This window comes from Bacteroidia bacterium (assembly GCA_040880525.1).
Classification (GTDB): domain Bacteria; phylum Bacteroidota; class Bacteroidia; order CAILMK01; family JBBDIG01; genus JBBDIG01.
Window position 1 is genome coordinate 100,844 of record JBBDIG010000034.1, and the last position, 19,925, is coordinate 120,768.

The window sequence follows — 19,925 nt, forward strand, 5'->3', positions numbered from 1 at the left end:
AAATGAACCATCATTTAAATCATAGCCTAAAATTTAATAAACCCAAAAAGACATGAAGCAACGTTGCGGCTGGACAGGCGATGACCCGGCAATGATCTTATATCACGATAAAGAATGGGGCGTTCCGGTCCATGACGACCGGTTGCTGTTTGAATATATGGTGCTGGATGCTTTCCAGGCCGGGCTGAGCTGGCGAACAGTACTCCACAAACGCGAAAATTTCGACCGGGCTTTCATGCACTTTGTGCCGGAAAAAGTGGCACAATTCACTGATAAAGATATTGAGCGGCTGTTGCAGGATGTCGGCATCATCCGCAACAAATCTAAGGTTCATGCCACGGTGGGTAACGCCAGGGCCTTCCTCCGCGTGCAGGAGGAGTATGGCGGCTTCGATCCTTATATCTGGCAGTTTACCGGAGGCGGGACCATCCACAATGGCTGGCGAACAATGGCCGAAGCCCCGGCCAGTACGCAGGAGAGTGATGCCATGAGCAAAGACCTGAAAAGACGGGGTTTTAAATTTGTGGGCACCACCATTTGCTATGCCTTTATGCAGGCCGCAGGTATGGTAAATGATCACGTGGTGGATTGCTTTCGCTATCAGGAAATCAAAAATAGCGAACAGCAGTAATGTTTTTTTGAATTGATCTAGATCAAGGGAACATGCTGTCCTTCCCTCTTTCTTTAAATGCACAAGCACACATAACCCGGAAGTGCTAACTGAGGAAGAGATTAAAATTATGGAAGAGTAATGAAACCGGATAAAGGATAACAGAAGCCATGCAACATGCTAAATGAGAAAAGATATGTTGGGATTATTTAAAAAGAAACTTCCTCATTGTGACGAACTTTTCGTTAAATATTTAAGTCCTTGGTATGATGAATACGATAGACCAAAAATGACGAGACCTGATATGTATCAAATTGCTGCATTTGAAGGACAACCACTTAAATTGGACGAAATACAGTCTTTGCCACCTGAATATTTAAAAAATGTAAAAACTCTTATAAATGACACGAAGTCCAAAGCCGTTCTGGAAGACTTTTCATTTATTCATAATTCTGACACCATAGACTTTGAACTTTTAGACGCTGTTGACAAATACTATGACAGAGCAAAAATATCTGAACTAATAAAAGAAAGCGATCCAAAAGATTTTTCAAATCCTTACTTAATGACAGTTTGTAAATTTGGTGTTTTGCTCGGACAACTTTTCAGACAATTAGAAGGTTACGATTGGCTTTATTCACAACCATATTATCACTCTATCATTGTTCATAAAGACACAGGATTTGGAATTACAGTATTTGACTGGGCAGTTAAAAAATTTAGCGAATATGGAGTTGACGATGGATTTGTTGCGAAATTTCACGCAGCAGTTGACGGTGTAAATGAACAATGACTGGGAAATCAAGGACAATGAATAAAAAGCGACCGCACAACAGCGTATATAACTAAAGCAACGCTGGCAAATTTTAGCAATGAAGAATTCATAAATTTCTTCTATGAATTTGTTGGTGATGGTGGAATGGTCCAGACAGGAGGCTCTCGCACGAAAAACAGGTTTAAGAAGGCAATAAAAAATGATTTGTTAAAATTTAAATCATTCGTCATAGAGCCTTTTAGTAATGAGCTTGACCTATATCATTGGTTTGAACGCATAGTTAGTTTTCCTCATTTCGGTATAGGTATAGCAACCATTTATTTAAACAGGATAAACCCTGATCTTTACCCGGTTATGAATAATAAAACGCTTATTGCACTTAATAAAATAGGCAATACGTTATCTTTCACTAAAACCTTTAGAAATTATGTACAGGTTAAGGAGATTCAGAAAAATTTGATTGCTGAATTTCCAGTTTTGGAAAATCTATATAAGGCCGATGCGTTAAATCATTTATAGTATCTGTTCCAATTGGCCAGGTTTTAATTGCAGAATATTCAGAAATAAAGTCTCTTGAAAACAATTTGGAACAAAATGAAATTGAGCATCGAAATGATATTAAAAACCAACACCTATCAACAGAAGAATCACAGGAAAGGATAAAACTTTGTGAAAGAGAAAGTTCTAAAATTATTACAATTAATGGAAAGTCTTTCAAAAGACACAACTACTTGATGGTACAAATTAAAAAGTATAGAAATTATACATGCCAATTTTGTACTGTCCAAATTCGTAAAAAAAATGGCGACTTCTATATTGAGACCTGCCATATTAAAGCAAAAGCCGAAGGAGCGAAAGACCTATTGAACAATATATTAGTACTTTGTCCTAATTGCCATAAGCTATTCGATTATGGAAAACGGAAAAATGAAATGAAAACAACAGAAATTTATTCTGAGAAATTGAATGGAAATGAATATAAAGCAGCGCTGATGTAAAACCATGTCTTGTCCTGAACACCCACTTTGACCCGGATTTCAAAGAGGTTACAAGGGGTAATTTACAGGGGGTCAAGATTTTTGATAAAACTAATTTCAGTAAATGAAACATTTTTGGCAACGCTTGATGTTGTGTGTCTGAATTCAATATACAACAGAACCGCTATGAATAAAATTTACAAGCCACTCCTGTTTTCCCTTTTAATGTTGGTCTCCTCACAGACCAATGCAGTAGACCTTCTCGGCTCAGAGCTCAGATGGAAAGCACTGGGGAATGCCACCTATGAGATAACTGCCATAATTTATACAGATTGCAACGGAACAACCCTGGGCGATACCATTGAAATAAAACTTCAGAGCATAGACAGCAACCATGCGTTTGTGGATACTATTGAACTGATAAAGGTATCTTCTAAAGATGTAACCGGCCAATGTACCAGTATTCAAACCCGTTGTCAGGCATCCACCTCCACTTTTCCTTATGGCATAGAGAAGAGGATATATGTGGATACTATTGATCTTTCATCTCAGGCAAGTTGTAGCTTCAGGATCAGTTTCAGCCAATGCTGCCGGGAAGGAATGACATATAATTCGGCTCCCCTCTATACCTATTGCGAAATCAATTCCTGCGATACCTTTATTAACAGTTCCCCGGTGTTAGAGAATGACGCTGATTTTTTAATTGTAGCAGGCCAATGTTATAGTTATAATTTCAATGGTACTGATGCGGATGGCGATTCTCTGGTATATTCCCTTGTGTCGTCCTTTCAGGATTCTGCTACCGGTCTTACATTTTTGTCTCCTTACAGATATGATAAACCACTGTATTTCAATGGGTTTCGCAATACCACCCTGCCATATAACCCCCCGCTGTGCCGTGGCCTGCACCTTTTACCCGAATCAGGTGATCTGATGTTCAGGCCAATGCAAGCGCAAACCACCTGGTTTGCCGTGGAAGTAACAGAATACCGGGGCGGAACTAAAATTGGGAGCACAAGGCGCGAGTGGCAACAAATCATCACGACTGACTCTAGTTCCAACAACGCCCCAATTTACACTGGAAGCACCTCGGCCCGCGTGTGCCAGGGAGATACGCTGAAATTTGATTTTCTTATTAGCGATAGCGACTCAGCCGACACTGTCAGCGTATCGCATGCCGGTTTAATGCCGGGCGCGTCTATCACGTATACCGGTACAGGCGATTCGGTGTATGGTCATCTCGAATGGATTCCTCAAAACACTGCACCTGGAAGATACCCAATCACCATTTACGCAAGGGATAATGCGTGTCCGCTCAATAATTTACTATTACGTGAGTTGCGTGTTGAACTGGATTCCATGCCGTCCATATCCTATTCATCCGGTCCCATCGGTTGTGGAAGGGTAGAGTTTGCAGCCCCGGTTGTTCCAAATATAGATTATGCATGGCAAGTTGATACGCTTACCTTTTCAGGGACATTTAGTACCTATAAATTTGATTCGGGAGGATGGAAGCCATTTATTCTGGAGGCAGCGTATCAATCATGTTCAACCATTTTTCAGGATAGCGTTTTTGTTCCTCTATATCAGGAAGTAACGGTGACAGTAGGACCCGATACTGCGGTGTGTTGGAATGATTGGTTCTTTCTTGCACCGACAGTTCTAACCGGCAACGGTGGCTATAGCTATCTGTGGATGCCTGATTCCATCACTTCAGAAGTTTATCAGGGAAGAATCACCTCAGCCAGAGGTTTTACCTTGCATGTTACCGACTCCGTAGGCTGCAAGGGAAGAGATGACCTCATAGTTTTTCTACTGGCGAAGCCAACCATTACACTAAAAACTATTGAAACATGCAGCACTACAGATACCCTGGATCTAATGCCGTATGCATCGCCCTCGGGTGGCAACTGGTTTGGGCCCGGGGTGAGCAACAACCAACTGGACCTTTCTCAGGCATCTTTTGGTGATTGGTTATACTATTCTTATACAGATAGCAATCGGTGCAGCAATATGGATTCGGTTCAGTTAGCCCTTGCGCCCAATCCCGTGGTTTCGGCAGGTCTGGATATTTCGGTTTGCCAAAATAGCGGTTCGGTGTTGCTGAATGGAAGTCCGGCCAATGGCACATGGAGTGGGACAGGCGTGGTAAATTCCGGTTCGCAGTCGTATTTCAATCCGGTGCAGGCGGGTGCGGGCAATGCTGAATTGATCTATACGTTCACCGATTCTTTGTCCTGCACGGCTTCCGATACACTTTCTGCCACCGTGCATCCGGCCCCAGTCGTATCTGTGCAGGCGGATTTTTCGCGCTGCCTCAATGGCGATTCGGTAGTGTTGGCAGGTACTCCAACCGGTGGAAGCTGGGCCGGAGCGGGAATTTTTTCAGGGATTTTCCTTCCGGAATTTGCAGGAGCAGGAAATCACCAGCTTATATATTCGGTTACAGATACAAATAGCTGCACGGCCAGGGATACTGTCCAGGCCACGGTGCGGGCGTTGCCGCAGGTAAATGCCGGAAATGACATTAATGCATGCAAGAGCGGCTGGCCTGTGCAATTGAAAGCTTCGCCCACAGGAGGATCATGGTTAAGCCCTTATGTAGTGGCAGGCAGCTTTTACCCCGCCCTTTCTGGCTTAGGGAATTTTGCACTGACCTACCGGTTTACGGATGGTTCCGGCTGCACAAATACTGACAGTCTGCTGGCCACTGTACACGATTTGCCGCAGGTGTTCGCCTTAGCTGATACCGCAGTTTGTATTCACGAATCCCCGATCAATCTTGCCGGGCAACCTTTAGGCGGAACCTGGTCAGGGCCGGGCGTTGTCAACAATAGCTTTACACCGGCATTGGCTGGCGAAGGCAAGCATAAGGTGATTTATAACTACGCAGCGCAATGTGCCAACAGCGATACCTCAGAAATTGAGGTGCTTCCACGCCCACGGCTGACGGCCTCTTTTAACCCGCTTTCCACTTTCCAAATTCAATTCACACTGGTTTCGCCCGATTCACTGATTGATTTTTACTGGGATTTTGATGACGGGAATAATGCATCACAGCGAAATCCTGTGCATACATATCCTGCGGTAATTGGGAATTACAGCGTTATAGTCCGCAGCACCGGAAATAATAGTTGCTGGAATGCCGATACGCTGCAAGTAAACATTGACAATAGCGCCATTAAAGAAATACCCTGGCTGGTGGATGTAAAAATATACCCCAACCCGGTAACCAGCAAACTGACCATTGTCCCGCAAAATGGGCTAAGATTGCACAAGGCTGTGCTCCAAAATACATTGGGAGAAGAAGTGCTGATAATGAAAGCTGCCGGAAACAATTTTGAAGGCAACGTCTCAGGATTGGCAGGGGGAGTTTATTTCCTTCAGTTATTCAATGTAGAAAATGAAAGGGCCGTAGTGCGCGTAGTGGTGCAATAAGGGAATTTAGTGCTTTGACAGCAAGTTTAGTTATGAACTGGGAATTTCATTAGTTTAAAAAGATAAGAATATCATTGGTCAGCCCCATTCAGGAAAATTAATGGCCTTTGTGAAAAATATTGGATGGAAAAATTAAATAAATTCGGGCTTTTCCTATACTAAATTATTTGTATTGCATTGTATAATTCTGTGGAGGATTATTAAAGCTGGCTGCCGGTTAATTTTAATATAAACAAGTGTAGTCCTATGAGCAGGTTCTATAAATTTCTAAATCAAACCAAGCCGCCTTATTTTGTAACTGGTCAGTGGTTTATTCACCGAGCTCCTTCAGCAAATCTTCCAAATCAAGCGGCCTGGTGTACATTTCTATTGATCCATCAGCTTTGGTTGGCCAGCGTTCTTTGGGCCGGTCCCAATACAGTTCTACTCCGTTGCCATCAGGGTCGTCAAGGTACAATGCTTCTGACACACCGTGGTCGCTGGCTCCGGTAAAGGGGTAATCCGCGCTGCGTACGCGGTTGTAGATAATTGCCAGATCTTTTCTTGTGGGGTAAACGATTGCCGTATGGAACAGGCCAACATTCCGTATGGGAGCAGGTGGCGCGCCTTTGCTGTGCCATGTGTTCAGCCCTATGTGGTGATGGTATCCACCGGCAGAAACAAATACTGCCTGATCTCCATACTTCATGGTTATTTCAAAACCCAATAAATCGTGATAAAACGCTAATGAACGTTCAAGATCAGAAACCTTGAGATGCACATGCCCGATGCGTGTTTGTGCCGGTATATAATAGGGATCCATAATAAATATGTTTTAAAAGTTACCCGTTTTATTCAACCCTGTCTGTAGCGGGGTCAGGCTGCTCGCCTAAAAACTCAACCCATGCTTTTTTCATACATGGATAATGCTTTGCCGCTTCAACAAGGTCCATAAATGCCTCCAGGTTTTGCTGAAAGCGAGCTGCCAGGGTTTCGTCTGCAATTTCTCCCTGGGGCGTGAATGCTTTATGGGCTATTGCCAATGAAAACATCTTAGGATAAACGCGTGTGCCCAGATGCTCAAGTGGTATTCTGAGCGACCATAGCCCTTTGTTTCCGCCTGCCATTGAAGGGGAAGCCGACATAAGCAAGGCATGGCGCTCATTAAATGGCTGCGGACGAAACCTTGACACCCAATCAATCACATTTTTAATTAAGCCGGGCATTGAACCATTATATTCAGGAGAAGAAATAATTAAGGCATCATTTGCTAAAATTCGTTTTTTTAATTCCTCTGCCCCTGCCGGATGAAAATTATCTTTTTCCATATCCTGATTGAACGATGGACAATCAAATTCAGCCATATTTGCGAAATCCACTACACCGCCATTTTTTTCGATGACTGATGCCGCCAATTTAGCCAGTTGCGTATTGAGCGAATCATTTCTGAGAGAAGCTGAAAAGACAAGAAACCTTACCGTCTCGTGCTTATTATCTTTTTCTTCTATTTTCATATTTCCGGAATTGTTTTTCTAAGTTATTTGGTATTACCACGAATTTAATGAGAGCGGTTAGACGCCAGGGCACCAACGCCCCCCTTCACCTCTGAAAGAGTCAGGAGTCCTTCGGACCCTCAATGGGGGATTAATTATTCAGTATTAAGAGATTTTAATTTTGGTAGTTGAAGATGGAATTTAACCGCTAAAATCCTGATCAAAATAACTGTTGCTGCTGCTATAAGTTCGTGATAAGGGATTAATACTTTGAACTGATAGCAAATGAAATACACAATGCCGCCCAGGATGCAGGCAATGGCATATAGGTCTTTTCTGAAAAGCAGCGGTACTTCGTTAATAATAATATCACGGAATACGCCACCTATTGCTCCTGTAATAGTGCCCATTATTATACATACCCACATCGGCAGGCCGGCTTCTAAACTTTTACTTATTCCGGTTACCGTAAACAAGCCCAGTCCTATGGCATCGAACAGAAACAGCGTATGCCCCCACTTAATGAGTTTTGTCCTTAAAATAATTATTGCCAGCAAGGCCACGCCCGTGGTAAGTAAATAGCGGGAATCTTCCATCCAAAAAGGAATTACATCCAGCAAAAGGTCTCTTGTTGTTCCGCCACCGATGGCCGTTACCAATCCTATCACATACGCCCCGAACCAATCAATATTTTTTCCTGATGCCAGCCTGATGCCGCTGATTGCAAAAGCAAAAGTGCCGGCAAGGTCCAGGATCATTGTGTAGTTTGACTGAAAAAGGATTGACATGGTGGGTAAAATACGGACGTCTTGTGTGCTTGGAAAAACCTTCACAAAACTGCAACAAACCTGAAAATCTGTTTGCGCAGGGGCGAGCTGTAAGGCTGAGGCCGGGGAAAATAATATGATACGGAAGGTTGGATTTAATCCAGGTCGTGGAACATGCCGCCCTGCACCAGGGCCGATCGCAGTGTCTCGTGATGCTTCCGTCTCATCCGCTCCATCTGCGTTTCCATCTCCTTCATTTGCTGTTGCATTTCCAGCATCCGTTCCCGCATGTGGAAGATCACATCTATGCCGGGCAGGTTCACACCTATGTCCTGGTTCAGTCGCCTTACCCGCCTCACAAGCACTACCTGCTCTTCACTGAACTTCGGCTCCGGATGGCGCTCTGCACAGGCAATGATGTCCTGCTCCAGGAGTTCCTCCACAGTTTCGCGCTCCAGGCCGCAGAATTCAGCTATTTCGGCTATTGTCATCAGATTTTTCTGTTGCTCCATAATAATCCGGTTTTCTGAAATTATGAATGATTTCTCAGTACCTCTAATTCACGGAATAATTCCTTTTCCTTGTCAGTCAGGTTCTGCGGCACCTCCACATATACTTTCAAGTGCAGGTCGCCCCGCACGCCAGTTTTGCCATAAATCGGGAATCCTTTGCCACGGATGCGCAACGTACTTCCGTTTCGCGTTCCTTCCGGAATTGTGATATTAAGCACACCATCGGGCAATTCCACGCTCACCTTTCCGCCCAGCACCGCTTTATACAAAACAACCGGCTGCTCCACGATAAGCGTATCGCCTTCGCGCTGATACCGTGTGTGTGGCAGCACCCGGACAGTGATATACAGATCGCCAGGTTCACCACCCTGTACTCCGGGGCTTCCTTTGCCCTTCAGCCGCAGCTTCTGGCCGTCAGCCACACCCGGCTTCACGTTGATCCGCAGCTTCTGCTTATTCAGTTCAAGCAGCCGCGATGTTCCATGAAACGCCTCTTCCAATGTTATATCCATTTGCGCCTGGTAGTCTTGTCCTTTAAATGCACGCTGGCGTCCGCTCCTTCCACCACGCCTGAAGCCACCGCCACCAAAAATATTCTCAAAGAAGTCAGAAAAACCTGCCCCGCCACCAAAGAGATCCTCTGCATCTCCCTCATACCGGTACTGCGTTCTTCCCCCTCCGCGCTGTCCCTGGTTGGCATACTTGCTCCAGTCGAATCCTCCGTCTCCGGCTCCTGCCGTTTCGTAGCGCTTCCAGTCGGCTCCCAGTTCATCATATTTCCTTCGTTTCTCTGGATCGCTCAACACCTCATTAGCTTCGCTGATCTCTTTAAACTTATCTTCCGCCTGCTTGTCATTGGGGTTTACATCCGGGTGATGCTTCCGCGCCAGCTTCCGGTAAGCTTTCTTTATCTCGTCCTGTGTAGCGGTCTTGCTTACACCCAGGCTATTGTAGTAGTCTTTAAAATCCACGATTCCTCTTTAACTGTTAATTACGCCTGCAAAATTGATGATTTATAAATACAAGAATTTTAAAACGACAAAGGGTAACAAAGTTTTATTTTTTGATTAAACTGGAATTTTAATGAAAAAAATTTGCCGTTGATGGGAACGCGGATTTAACTGATCTAACTAATATTGACGGACTTTTTTTATCTGTGTAAACCCGCTCAATCCGTCAGATCCCTGTTCCTATTAATTCCTTTTCTTCCAAGAATTTCTTTAAATATCCCCAATGAATAATATAACGAACGATAATTTCCTGCGTGCCTGCAGGCGTGAATCCACTGATCATATCCCCGTCTGGTTTATGCGGCAGGCTGGCCGCTACCAGACTGAATACCGGGAGATCCGGAAAAAGCATGGATTTATGGAGGTAGTACACACTCCGGAGCTTTGTGCCGAAGTTACCCTGCTTCCGGTGCAACAAATGGAGGTGGATGCCGCGATCCTTTTTTCTGACATTGCCACGCCATTTGCTGCTTTTGGTGTGCCCTTCGAGATCAGGGAAAATCACGGACCGCATATCGCAAACCCGGTTCGCAATCCTGCACAGATAGCGTCTTTGCGAAATTTTGATCCGGCTCAGGAACTGGCATACGTGGGAGAATCAATTGAACTGCTGAAGAAGCACCTGACAATTCCCCTGATCGGCTTTTGCGGAGCACCGTTCACTCTGGCAAGCTACATGGTGGAAGGAGGTGGCAGCAAAAATTATATCCATACAAAAACGCTGATGTTCTCGCAGCCAAAGCTTTGGCACCAGCTTATGGAAAAGCTTGTGAAAATGCTGACGCACTACCTCACCTACCAGGCAGAATCAGGAGCCGATGCACTGCAGATTTTCGATAGCTGGGTGGGTAATCTAAGCCGCGAAGATTATGAGGAATTTGTGTTTCCTCACATGCAACAGCTCTTTGACGGGCTGAAGCCGTTGTCTCAGCCCATCATTCATTTTGGGGTTGGCACCGGGCATATTCTTGACCTGATGAAAAAAGCAGGCGGAGACGTGATCGGATTGGACTGGAAAATGAACGTAAAGCAGGAGTGGCAACGGCTCGGCCATGATGTTGCCGTGCAGGGAAACCTGGATCCGGGAATTTTGCTGGGTCCCTGGGAACGGATCGCGCAACGTGCCAAAGCTATTCTTGCTCAGGCAGACAGGCCCGGATTTATTTTCAACCTCGGTCATGGCATTCTGCCTCCAACCCCGCCTGAGAATCTCAGGCGCCTGGTAGATCTCGTTCATGCCCACCCGGTATCCTGATCCGGATCAAACCTTTTCCTGTTCATTAAGCTTAATCAAAAAAGCCTGCACTGAAAAGTAAAAGGCACAATTAGATATGGATAAATACGGCATTCTGTTAATGGCTTATGGCAGCCCCGGCAATATGGAAGAAATAGAGCCTTACTATATTGACATCCGCAGGGGAAGGCGGCCAACAAGAGAAGCGCTCCAAGAGTTGCAGGACCGGTACCTTGAAATCGGTGGCACCTCGCCCTTGCTGGAAATTACAAATCAGCAGGCTGAAAGCTTACAGAATTTATTGGGGGCGAACTTTAAAGTATATGTGGGAATGCGGCACTGGACGCCCTGGATACATGAGGCAGTGCAGCAAATGGCCCACGATGGCATCAGGAAAGCCGTTGGCATTGTAATGTCGCCCCATTATTCCTCTATGAGCATAGAGCGGTACAAGGGAAAGGTCCGGGATGCTTTATATGAGACCAAAGGTGCTCCCGATTTTCTCTATATTGATGAATATCACAACCACCCGCTCTTTATACAGGCGCTGACGCAGAAAATTGAAGAAGCCCGCCAGGACTTATCTCCCGGCAATTTTACCTGCATTTTTACGGCACACAGCCTGCCGGAACGAATCCTGGACAAAGGCGATCCTTATGCTGACCAACTCATGGAAACCTCACGAATCCTTGCTGAAAAGGCCGGATTGGAAAAGTGGGAATTTGCTTACCAGAGCGCTGGCCGTACGGAGGAAAAATGGCTCGGCCCGGATTTAACTGAAATGATAAAACGGCTGCACGACCAGGGAGAAAATCAAATATTAATATGCCCTATCGGATTTATTATTGATCACCTTGAAGTGCTTTATGATATTGATATCGAAGCGCAGCAACTGTGTCAGGAATTGGGAATGAAGCAGGTACGCACAACCTCGCTGAATAGTGATCCGCTCCTTATCAAGGCTTTTGCACAAATTATAACCGAAAAAATCAATGGCTGAAACTGCCATCATCGGAGGTGGGATCAGCGGCCTGGCAACGGCATATTTCCTGGAGCAAAACGGGGCAAAGGACATCATTCTGCTGGAAGCTGGAGCAGAAACCGGAGGTAAGCTGAAAACCCGGAAAACGCAGCATTACCTGATAGAAGAGGGTCCGGATGCCTATGTAGCAGCCAAACCCGTAATAGGGAAATTGATCGAAAAACTGGATCTGCAGCAGGAAGTGATTGCACCGCAACACAACACCTTTTTTATTTATTCAGGCAAAAAACTACAGGAGGTACCTGCCGGCCTTTCAGCTCTGGTTCCGGCAGATATTGGCGCTTTCCTGCGCACAGAACTCATCTCGTGGCAGGGAAAGATCCGCCTTGTTCTGGAGCGCCTGGTGCCTTCCGCAAAAGGCACCGAAGATGAATCGCTGGCCGCTTTTATAGAAAGGCGGTTTGGCAGGGAAATGCTGCAAAAACTCGCAGGGCCGCTCTTTGCCGGCATCCACGCAGGCGGTGCAAACGAGTTGAGCCTGGAAGCATCGTTCCCTCAATTCCGCAAAATGGAGAAAGAATTCGGAAGCATAACGAAGGCTGTGCTGACCAGGCGGAAACAAAATCCCACCCCGCCACCTATTTTTCATAGCTTCAAAAATGGAATGCAAACGCTTCCTGACGCTATCAGGCAACACCTCAAGCAAACCTCAGTAATAATGGGAGCGAAAGTGAGGAGCATTGCATATTTTCGTGATAAGTGGCATATACAAACAGAAAGCACCCAAATAGAAGCGGAGAAGGTGATCCTTGCTGTACCTGCATTTACGGCCTCAGAGATCCTGTCTCAACTGGATAAACCGCTCTCCGCAGCGCTGGGCAGCATTCGCCACTCATCAAGTACTATCATTACCTTCGGCTTCCGGCAGGAGCAAGTGCAGAATCCCCTGAAAGGCACTGGCTTCCTGGTTCCGGCACCAGAGCAGGAAAACATCTCGGCCGTAACCTTCAGCTCCGCAAAGTGGGCTGGCCGGGCAGCGCAGGCCCACGTGCTCTTCCGCGCATTTCTGAACAAAAACAAAAAGTTCCGTAAAACTGATACAGAATCAATAATGGGATCTGTGCAAAAAGAATTATCCGGAATCCTGGGCATTGAAGGCGTCCCTGAATTGACTGACCTGCGCCATTGGGCCAACGGCCAGCCGGTATACGACATGGAACATTTGCAACGCGTTAATCATATCGAAACGCTCCTTTTGCAACATCCCGGGATACACGTTACCGGAGCGTCCTACCGGGGTGCCGGAATTGCCGACTGCGTGCGGCAGGCTAAAGAGGTAGCCGAAAAGGTGAGCGCTTAGCGTTACTCGCAGAAACGACTATTTGCAATGGTTTCTTTATTTATAAATTCTTGAATACAACAGGATGAATCCTGAATTTTGAATGTAGCATTTAAATTTTTTCCCTTATGAATGAGTGGATTTCAGATTTTGACAATCCCTTCTATGAGTTCGCTGCGATCCTAGTTTTGGCCGCAGTGCTGGGCATGATCGGCAGATTGCTGAAGCAGCCCCTCATCGTAATGTTTATCGTGCTCGGCATTCTGGTAGGACCATCGGCCCTCGATATTGTGAAATCAGAGGAGAACATTCACCTGCTGGCAGAAATAGGAATAGCCATTCTCCTGTTTATTGTGGGTTTAAAGCTGGATCTCCACATCATTAAATCCATCGGGAAGGTGGCGCTGATTACAGGATTGGGCCAGGTTGTTTTCACCTCGTTGTTTGGTTATTTAATCGGCATTTCCCTCGGCTTCTCCTCTCTCCACAGCTTTTATATTGCAATCGCCTTAACCTTTTCCAGTACCATCATTATCGTTAAGCTCCTGTCCGATAAAAAGGAAATTGATTCGCTTCACGGACAGATTGCTATCGGTTTTCTTATCGTGCAGGATTTAGTTGTGATCCTGCTAATGATCGTCCTCACCGGTATGGGACAACAGGAAGAACTAACTCTTCTTGAAAGCGCAACGAAAACTATTCTTTCAGGAGCCTTCATGGTCGCACTTGTTTTTGTCTCTATGAAATGGATCCTTCCCCGGCTGACTTTCCGGCTTGCTAAGTCGCAGGAACTGCTCATCTTGTTTGCCATAGCCTGGGCTGTGGGCCTCAATGCCCTGAGTGAATGGCTGGGCTTCAGCGGAGAGGTAGGTGCATTTTTAGCGGGCGTTACGCTCACTTCGTCTGAGTTCCGGGAAGTGATCAGCAATCGCCTCGTGAGCATCCGGGATTTTCTGTTGCTCTTCTTTTTTATTAATCTGGGGGTGAATATTGATTTGGGCATAATAGGAAGCCAGGTGCCTGCCGCCATCATTTTCTCTGTGTTTGTTCTTGCCGGAAATCCATTGATCGTGCTCATCATTATGGGCCTACTGGGTTACCGCAAGCGCACCTCGTTTCTGGCCGGATTGACCGTTGCTCAGATCAGCGAGTTCTCGCTCATATTTGCCGGTTTAGGCTTTTCGCTCGGCCATTTAAACCAGGAAACCCTGGGGCTTATCACCTTAGTGGGAATGATAACGATTGGATTATCCACTTATCTTATTCTATACTCTCATCATATTTATGAATTCTTATCTCCGGCCCTGGAGTTATTTCAAAAGAAAAATACCCACAGGGAATCAGAAATGGATCAGGTGCCAGAACAATCCGTTGACGTGATAATAATGGGAAATGGAAGGTTTGGAAATTCAATTTCTGAAATACTTGAACAGCACGAGAATATTAATTATTTGGCCATTGATTTTGATCCTCAGATCGTAAGGTCCTGGCGGTCAAAAGGCCGCAACATTATGTATGGAGACCTGGAAGACCCCGAAATGCTGGAACACATTCCATTTCAAAAAGCAAAATGTATAATTAATACGCTGCCGGATACGGAGGTCTCACTGCATTTGGTAAAGGAATTAAAAAGGCGGCAATACGGAGGAGAACTCTATATTATTGCCCGCCATGAAAAAGACAAGGAAATAGTAAGCGAATACGGACCCGGCCATATACTTTTGCCACATCAGATGGTGGCCTCAACATTTTACCATTCCTATTTAAAAGACCTGCTCAATATTAAAAACGCAGAATAAAAACATTTGCTTCGCGATCTTCATTGCGGGCCTTTAGCCAGTTTCTTCAGGCGGATGAACAATGTTTTTATGCCTTTGCCGCCTGTATATGGTTATTAAATTAAAAATAAGAATACACAGGGCTACCCAAAAAAGGCCCGCAAGAAATCCTGCCGCAACATCAGAAGGGAAATGAACGCCAAGATAAACGCGGCTCAGACCCACCAGGAAAATCAAAATCACCAAAGAGGCCGAAAGCAAGTACCTGGACCAGGAGTGGGTAAGGTTAGTAAACGCAATGTAAATAAGAAAGCCATAAAATGACATGGCGCTCATGGCATGACCACTCGGATAGCTGAGTGAAAACACTTCTACCAGATGATCGCCTGCCGGGCGGGGCCGGTCAATCCATTCCTTTAGAATAATGTTGACCAGACCTGCCAAAAGCAGCACAACGAATACCTGGATCGTATAGCGCCAGTGGGCATGAACGAAGTAGAGGTAACTGCCCAGGCCGGCCATTATCAACAGATAGCCGAGGGGTCCGCCCAGCCAGGTAATGATGGTCATAAAGAGGGTCAGGCCATCGGACCGAAAGCTCCATACATATTCGAAAATGGCCTCATCCACAGGTTGCAGGGTATCGTCAAAAAGTTCTTCCGTGAGTTCCACAAAGCCGTTTAGCGTAAGCATGCCGAGAATAATGGCAATGGCCGACCAGAGAATAAGACTGAAATTCTCATGCTTCGGATCAATCAGCTTCTTTAGCAATTCCTGTAAAGAACGAAGCAGGTTTCTATCTGAGTTCGCCAATGCGTTTTATCGTTTGGTGGAAAAAGTTAACGGACAAAGCAAAAGATAGTTGAAAGGGGAAATAATGGGTTTGTACCGCGCGGTTTAATTTCCGGAAATCCTCGCTTCCTTATGGTTTATGGGAATGATATGGGAAAACGCTAATGAATAATCCGGGGAAAATGCGAAAAGCGTAAAACCTCCAGTGTTTTGTTAAAAATGACTTTCAGATATTCTCCTTCAAAGCGCTTTCGTATTTAATTATTTAAATAAAAATAACAACGGCAAACCAGCGGGATACTATCTGGTCCCGTACCCGTTTCTTGCCATCAAAGGCTTTCCACCGGTTCATCCGAGACCACGCCTCCGCCTTTGAGTTTAATAATGCGGTGCGTCCTTCGCGCCAGTTCAAAATCATGGGTTACCAGCACCAGGGTAGTTCCGGATTCCTGGTTGAGTTGAAAGATCAGATCCTGTATACGGCCGCCAGTTTCATCATCAAGATTGCCGGTGGGCTCGTCAGCAAAAAGGATGATGGGCCGGTTGGAGAAAGCACGGGCTATGGAGACGCGCTGCTGCTCCCCGCCCGAAAGCTGTGAAGGATAATGGCGGAGCCGCTCTCCCAGGCCAACACGCTCCAGCAATTCCCGTGAAAAGGCAGCGGAGTTTCTTTTCCCCTGCAACTCCATCGGCACCATCACGTTTTCCAATGCCGTGAGTGTAGGGATCAATTGAAAGCTCTGGAATATAAAACCCACATATTTATTGCGCACAGCAGCCCGCTCATCCTCGTTCATGTCGTTCAGGAGCAACCCGTTAAGCTCTACTGTGCCCGTGGTGATCCGGTCCAGGCCGGCACACAGGCCGAGGAGGGTTGTTTTACCGCTGCCTGAAGGTCCCACGATAGAGATGCTGTCTCCGCTGCCCAGCGTGAAACTAACGTCATGCAATACATTCATTGTCCGGTTGCCACTGTGGTAGGTTTTCCCCAGATCCTCTATTTTCAATATATCCATTCCTGATCCTGATCAGTTTATTTTGCAAACTTCAATGTTCAAACTCAATAATGCCTCCCTTGTTGGAATCTTAATTGAATTATAAATTAATTATGAATATTAACCGGTCATCCATTTTTCATTCCCGCCTTCCCTCCAGGTTGTGGGTTGCCCTTCTCAGCACTTTACTGCTTTTCGCCTGCTCCGGTTCTTCGCCTGAGAACCAGGAAAAAAACCCTGCCGCAGAGCGTAGCCCTGCAGAATCCACCCCTGAAACGCAAACCAGCACTATTCTCTTTTTTGGCAATAGCCTCACTGCTGGCTATGGACTGGAAGAGGAAGAGGCCTTCCCGGCATTGATCCAGGAAAAACTGGATTCAGCGGGCCTGGAATTCCGGGTGGTGAATGCAGGGGTGAGCGGGGAAACCTCGTCAGGCGGCAGGGAGCGCATAGACTGGGCGCTGCGGCAACACATAGATATTTTTGTTCTTGAACTTGGTGCCAATGATGGCCTGCGCGGAATTGATCCACAAGAGACAAAAAAGAACCTCCAGGTGATCATTGATAAAGTGCGGGCGGCCAATCCGGAAACGGAGATTATCCTGGCAGGAATGCAGATACCCCCAAGCATGGGCGCAGATTATACCGGAAGGTTTAAGGCAATTTTTTCGGAATTGGCTGAGGAAAACGAGCTGTACTTCGTGCCCTTTCTGCTGGAGGGCGTTGCAGGAAACCCAGCGCTGAACCTGGGAGATGGAATCCATCCAACAGCAGAAGGCCAGAAGATCCTGGCTCAAAATGTCTGGAATATATTAGAGAAAATTGTAATGGCGCAACCGGCCCGGTAAGTGTCGTCTCCTCTTTTATAATTTACATTAATATTCCAGAGTCATCAGAAATTTACTTGAAAGCACAAACCGAAAGCTGTCGTAAAACAAATTCAAAAATCCGTCACGCCTGAACCGTAAAAAGAATTTGTAAATGCTCTGCGCGCCCGGTGCATATCTTTACACTCTTTACGGTTAAAAATCTTGTGGGTTCAGTCTGTCGCATTTTGTCATTCCTGCAAAGGCAGGAATCTCCTGTCCTGCAGTGTGTTGGCCCCCATATCTATTGCTATATAGTGGCTGATAGGCTGAAGTTATGTTGTAATAAGAAAGGGCTTGAATGCGTCATCACGGGAGAAAAATCGAAATAAGTTAAGGAAGAAATGAACTTTTCTGCTCATTTAAATAAATTATACAATTCCATTTCATCGCCAGGTTTATTTAAAGAAAAATGGGATTCAATTTTTGATTGTCTGACTGAAATAATAGTAACGTTGGCAATATCCAGATCAAGCTTCTCAAATTTAGCTTGTTCATCAAAATAGATATTGCTTTGATCAAGCCAGCTTTGATAGCGATATTGAGGATCATCTATGATTAAGGTGATTTTATCTTTATTGTCAGTGAGCGATGAACTATTAGAAATTGCTTGGATAGAATAGGCTATTGTGCCTGGGCAACCGAAGCGGGGAATAAAAATATAAACGTGGTGCTCTTCTGCAGGTATCTTGGGGATTCCAATTTCTTCACAATAGGTATTTAGCAACGTAGTTTTTGTGTAGGTTTGAGGCTTTTGAGTACATTGTAAAAGTATAAAACTACCAATAAAGACGATGACCCTAAAACTGAAGATATTAGAAATGCGAATTAAATTCATCGTAAATATTATTTTTTAAGTTAATAATTAATTGTCAATAAATCACATTGGAATAAATTGGGATCATTAACGAGCCTCCTAATAATCAGCCCTTCTTTAGTAATGCCGGCAATATATGGGTAGTACCTAACATTATCCATCAATGTTTCTTTAACACGCTTTAGGTTGCCATCCAGCGTAATTATAGACCAGGGTTTGTCGTACATGTCATTGAGGGTTCCGTCATCATTAGCATATTTAGCACCGTGAAAAACCACTCTATAGAAATAATTCTTGTGTTTATCGTAATATATTCTGTAATACCTGCCTTCCTGAATGTTATATTTCCTGGCAAAAGCATAGTCCCGCAATTTTTCTCTGGGATAGGGTGTAAATTCCTTAAGATAGTTACTTGAAGCAGGAATGTTCATACCCCTTGAGCCTTTCACTTCCATTTGAATATCATCACAACTTCCAAAAGAATAATATATCGTATCTCCCATAATGATTTGACTAATGTATGGATTGGGAAAATGGTTATCCTCCTGATACATTTGAGGGAAAGTTCCTCCTTCAACCTTTCCACGAAGTTGATAGTCATCGGACAAAGGAACTCGAAGTTGATGCGGGGCTGAATAAAAATTTTTAATATGTTCAGACGAATTGGGATTTCTAACGTATTGGCCGACAAATGCATATAAAATATTATTGTGAAGGCTAAAAGGCTCAGAGGTGGAAAAGGATTTACCTTGATTATTTTCTATTAAAATTTCATGATGGGCAATCGTATCACCAAGCATATCCAGAATAATCAAGAAATTACTACCCTGCCAGGTTTTTAAGATGACAACAGAATCCTTGCCCTTTATAAAATATGAGATATGGCTTATATTGTCAACCGCTATGCTAATTATTGAATCAGAGTGCTCAATGTTAAGAATGTTGATGCTGAGGGGATATTGATTAAGCCAAGTCAGAAATTTATTATCGTCATCAATGTGGTAATTTAACTTTATATGATGTTCTGGGAGTGTAGTATTTATGATATTTTCCTGCACAATGTTATATCCCAATTGGCCGGATTTGGATTTTGGAAAAAAGCGACAATTCTGCAAAATACAAGCAAAAATTACAAGGAGGATAAGTTTAAACCAATTATTCATGATCTTTAAAAATTTATACAGGTCGTTGTAATATCGCCAGCACTACTCCAAAGATAATCTTCCGGTTGGGGAACTATCCCTGCTTCCACCGGATTATTATGAAGATCGGCAAAACTTACAAATTAAGGCTAGGTTTGATCTCGAAATTCCTGGTCTTTACCGGCATTCCCACAAGCGGACGCTTGCGGGAGAGTGAGTCCGGTTAATGCCGCAGCTAATTTCGCAATAACAGAAAATATCCCCCATCTATCGCAAGCGTCCGCTTGTGATTTTCAAGCTTGAAAATCATCGCAAAAGCTCAATTTCCAGGAATCCTTCAGTGCCAGAATAATCGCCCGCATTGCCCTGTCTCGTCCTGAAAAAAGTTTACAGGTGAAGTGTTAGTCCTGGAATAGGTT

General features: G+C 44.8%; 18 protein-coding genes. 9 read left to right on the forward strand and 9 right to left on the reverse strand.

The annotated features are described in order from the left end of the window. The first annotated feature begins 52 nt into the window (after positions 1 to 52). From WD077_10040 to WD077_10055, 4 genes are all read left to right on the forward strand, one after another. Positions 53 to 631, forward strand: coding sequence for a DNA-3-methyladenine glycosylase I (locus WD077_10040; protein MEX0967569.1), 579 nt, complete (start codon positions 53 to 55; stop codon positions 629 to 631). 163 nt (positions 632 to 794) lie between these two features. Next, positions 795 to 1,403 (forward strand): hypothetical protein, encoded by a 609-nt coding sequence (locus tag WD077_10045; protein MEX0967570.1) that lies wholly within the window; start codon positions 795 to 797, stop codon positions 1,401 to 1,403. A gap of 566 nt (positions 1,404 to 1,969) precedes the next feature. Continuing rightward, entirely contained in the window at positions 1,970 to 2,383 is a 414-nt protein-coding gene (locus tag WD077_10050; GenBank protein ID MEX0967571.1) for an HNH endonuclease, read from the forward strand. Positions 2,384 to 2,548: 165 nt separating this feature from the next. Then, complete coding sequence (locus WD077_10055; GenBank protein ID MEX0967572.1) at positions 2,549 to 5,800, forward strand: PKD domain-containing protein; 3,252 nt, start codon at positions 2,549 to 2,551, stop codon at positions 5,798 to 5,800. A 310-nt stretch (positions 5,801 to 6,110) separates the two neighbouring features. On the opposite strand, the gene WD077_10060 is transcribed toward WD077_10055, so the two are convergent. The 5 genes from WD077_10060 to WD077_10080 form a co-directional block, all read right to left on the reverse strand. Further along, positions 6,111 to 6,602, reverse strand: a complete 492-nt coding sequence (locus WD077_10060; protein MEX0967573.1) for a VOC family protein — start codon at positions 6,600 to 6,602, stop codon at positions 6,111 to 6,113. Positions 6,603 to 6,630: 28 nt separating this feature from the next. Then, positions 6,631 to 7,293 (reverse strand): NAD(P)H-dependent oxidoreductase, encoded by a 663-nt coding sequence (locus tag WD077_10065; protein MEX0967574.1) that lies wholly within the window; start codon positions 7,291 to 7,293, stop codon positions 6,631 to 6,633. A 134-nt stretch (positions 7,294 to 7,427) separates the two neighbouring features. Then, positions 7,428 to 8,060 carry a trimeric intracellular cation channel family protein gene (locus WD077_10070; GenBank protein ID MEX0967575.1) on the reverse strand — a complete coding sequence of 211 codons (633 nt, stop codon included), beginning with the start codon at positions 8,058 to 8,060 and terminating at the stop codon, positions 7,428 to 7,430. Positions 8,061 to 8,194: 134 nt separating this feature from the next. Next, the gene (locus tag WD077_10075) at positions 8,195 to 8,551 is read right to left on the reverse strand and encodes a chaperone modulator CbpM (protein ID MEX0967576.1); all 357 of its coding nucleotides are present in this window, start codon (positions 8,549 to 8,551) and stop codon (positions 8,195 to 8,197) included. 20 nt (positions 8,552 to 8,571) lie between these two features. After that, positions 8,572 to 9,522, reverse strand: coding sequence for a J domain-containing protein (locus WD077_10080; GenBank protein ID MEX0967577.1), 951 nt, complete (start codon positions 9,520 to 9,522; stop codon positions 8,572 to 8,574). A 262-nt stretch (positions 9,523 to 9,784) separates the two neighbouring features. On the opposite strand from WD077_10080, the gene hemE reads away from it, so the two are divergent. From hemE to WD077_10100, 4 genes are all read left to right on the forward strand, one after another. After that, on the forward strand, positions 9,785 to 10,816 hold the full coding sequence (hemE, locus tag WD077_10085; protein ID MEX0967578.1) for a uroporphyrinogen decarboxylase: 1,032 nt from the start codon (positions 9,785 to 9,787) through the stop codon (positions 10,814 to 10,816). A gap of 76 nt (positions 10,817 to 10,892) precedes the next feature. Further along, complete coding sequence (hemH, locus tag WD077_10090; protein MEX0967579.1) at positions 10,893 to 11,795, forward strand: ferrochelatase; 903 nt, start codon at positions 10,893 to 10,895, stop codon at positions 11,793 to 11,795. Beyond that, complete coding sequence (gene hemG, locus WD077_10095; protein ID MEX0967580.1) at positions 11,788 to 13,137, forward strand: protoporphyrinogen oxidase; 1,350 nt, start codon at positions 11,788 to 11,790, stop codon at positions 13,135 to 13,137. Before hemH ends, hemG begins: the two co-directional genes overlap by 8 nt. Positions 13,138 to 13,244: 107 nt before the next feature. Further along, the gene (locus WD077_10100; protein ID MEX0967581.1) at positions 13,245 to 14,915 is read left to right on the forward strand and encodes a cation:proton antiporter; all 1,671 of its coding nucleotides are present in this window, start codon (positions 13,245 to 13,247) and stop codon (positions 14,913 to 14,915) included. A 33-nt stretch (positions 14,916 to 14,948) separates the two neighbouring features. Here the strand turns inward: WD077_10100 and WD077_10105 are convergent, their stop codons facing one another. Both WD077_10105 and WD077_10110 read right to left on the reverse strand, forming a co-directional pair. Beyond that, positions 14,949 to 15,707 (reverse strand): phosphatase PAP2 family protein, encoded by a 759-nt coding sequence (locus tag WD077_10105; protein ID MEX0967582.1) that lies wholly within the window; start codon positions 15,705 to 15,707, stop codon positions 14,949 to 14,951. 308 nt (positions 15,708 to 16,015) lie between these two features. Next, positions 16,016 to 16,702, reverse strand: a complete 687-nt coding sequence (locus WD077_10110) for an ABC transporter ATP-binding protein (GenBank protein ID MEX0967583.1) — start codon at positions 16,700 to 16,702, stop codon at positions 16,016 to 16,018. A 92-nt stretch (positions 16,703 to 16,794) separates the two neighbouring features. On the opposite strand from WD077_10110, the gene WD077_10115 reads away from it, so the two are divergent. Beyond that, on the forward strand, positions 16,795 to 17,529 hold the full coding sequence (locus WD077_10115) for a GDSL-type esterase/lipase family protein (GenBank protein MEX0967584.1): 735 nt from the start codon (positions 16,795 to 16,797) through the stop codon (positions 17,527 to 17,529). Positions 17,530 to 17,905: 376 nt separating this feature from the next. Here the strand turns inward: WD077_10115 and WD077_10120 are convergent, their stop codons facing one another. Further along, positions 17,906 to 18,385: a hypothetical protein gene (locus tag WD077_10120; protein MEX0967585.1), complete on the reverse strand. Its 480-nt coding sequence runs from the start codon at positions 18,383 to 18,385 to the stop codon at positions 17,906 to 17,908. 20 nt (positions 18,386 to 18,405) lie between these two features. Beyond that, on the reverse strand, positions 18,406 to 19,527 hold the full coding sequence (locus WD077_10125; protein ID MEX0967586.1) for a DUF4221 family protein: 1,122 nt from the start codon (positions 19,525 to 19,527) through the stop codon (positions 18,406 to 18,408). Between the last annotated feature and the right edge of the window lie 398 nt (positions 19,528 to 19,925).

Bases quoted from the DNA above. Each gene is read 5' to 3' on its own strand.
- WD077_10040 (MEX0967569.1), top strand. From the start codon at position 53: ATGAAGCAACGTTGCGGCTGGACAGGCGATGACCCGGCAATGATCTTA.
- WD077_10045 (MEX0967570.1), top strand. From the start codon at position 795: ATGAGAAAAGATATGTTGGGATTATTTAAAAAGAAACTTCCTCATTGT.
- WD077_10055 (MEX0967572.1), top strand. From the start codon at position 2,549: ATGAATAAAATTTACAAGCCACTCCTGTTTTCCCTTTTAATGTTGGTC.
- WD077_10060 (MEX0967573.1), bottom strand. From the start codon at position 6,602: ATGGATCCCTATTATATACCGGCACAAACACGCATCGGGCATGTGCAT.
- WD077_10065 (MEX0967574.1), bottom strand. From the start codon at position 7,293: ATGAAAATAGAAGAAAAAGATAATAAGCACGAGACGGTAAGGTTTCTT.
- WD077_10070 (MEX0967575.1), bottom strand. From the start codon at position 8,060: ATGTCAATCCTTTTTCAGTCAAACTACACAATGATCCTGGACCTTGCC.
- WD077_10075 (MEX0967576.1), bottom strand. From the start codon at position 8,551: ATGGAGCAACAGAAAAATCTGATGACAATAGCCGAAATAGCTGAATTC.
- hemE (MEX0967578.1), top strand. From the start codon at position 9,785: ATGAATAATATAACGAACGATAATTTCCTGCGTGCCTGCAGGCGTGAA.
- hemH (MEX0967579.1), top strand. From the start codon at position 10,893: ATGGATAAATACGGCATTCTGTTAATGGCTTATGGCAGCCCCGGCAAT.
- hemG (MEX0967580.1), top strand. From the start codon at position 11,788: ATGGCTGAAACTGCCATCATCGGAGGTGGGATCAGCGGCCTGGCAACG.
- WD077_10100 (MEX0967581.1), top strand. From the start codon at position 13,245: ATGAATGAGTGGATTTCAGATTTTGACAATCCCTTCTATGAGTTCGCT.
- WD077_10110 (MEX0967583.1), bottom strand. From the start codon at position 16,702: ATGGATATATTGAAAATAGAGGATCTGGGGAAAACCTACCACAGTGGC.
- WD077_10115 (MEX0967584.1), top strand. From the start codon at position 16,795: ATGAATATTAACCGGTCATCCATTTTTCATTCCCGCCTTCCCTCCAGG.
- WD077_10120 (MEX0967585.1), bottom strand. From the start codon at position 18,385: ATGAATTTAATTCGCATTTCTAATATCTTCAGTTTTAGGGTCATCGTC.
- WD077_10125 (MEX0967586.1), bottom strand. From the start codon at position 19,527: ATGAATAATTGGTTTAAACTTATCCTCCTTGTAATTTTTGCTTGTATT.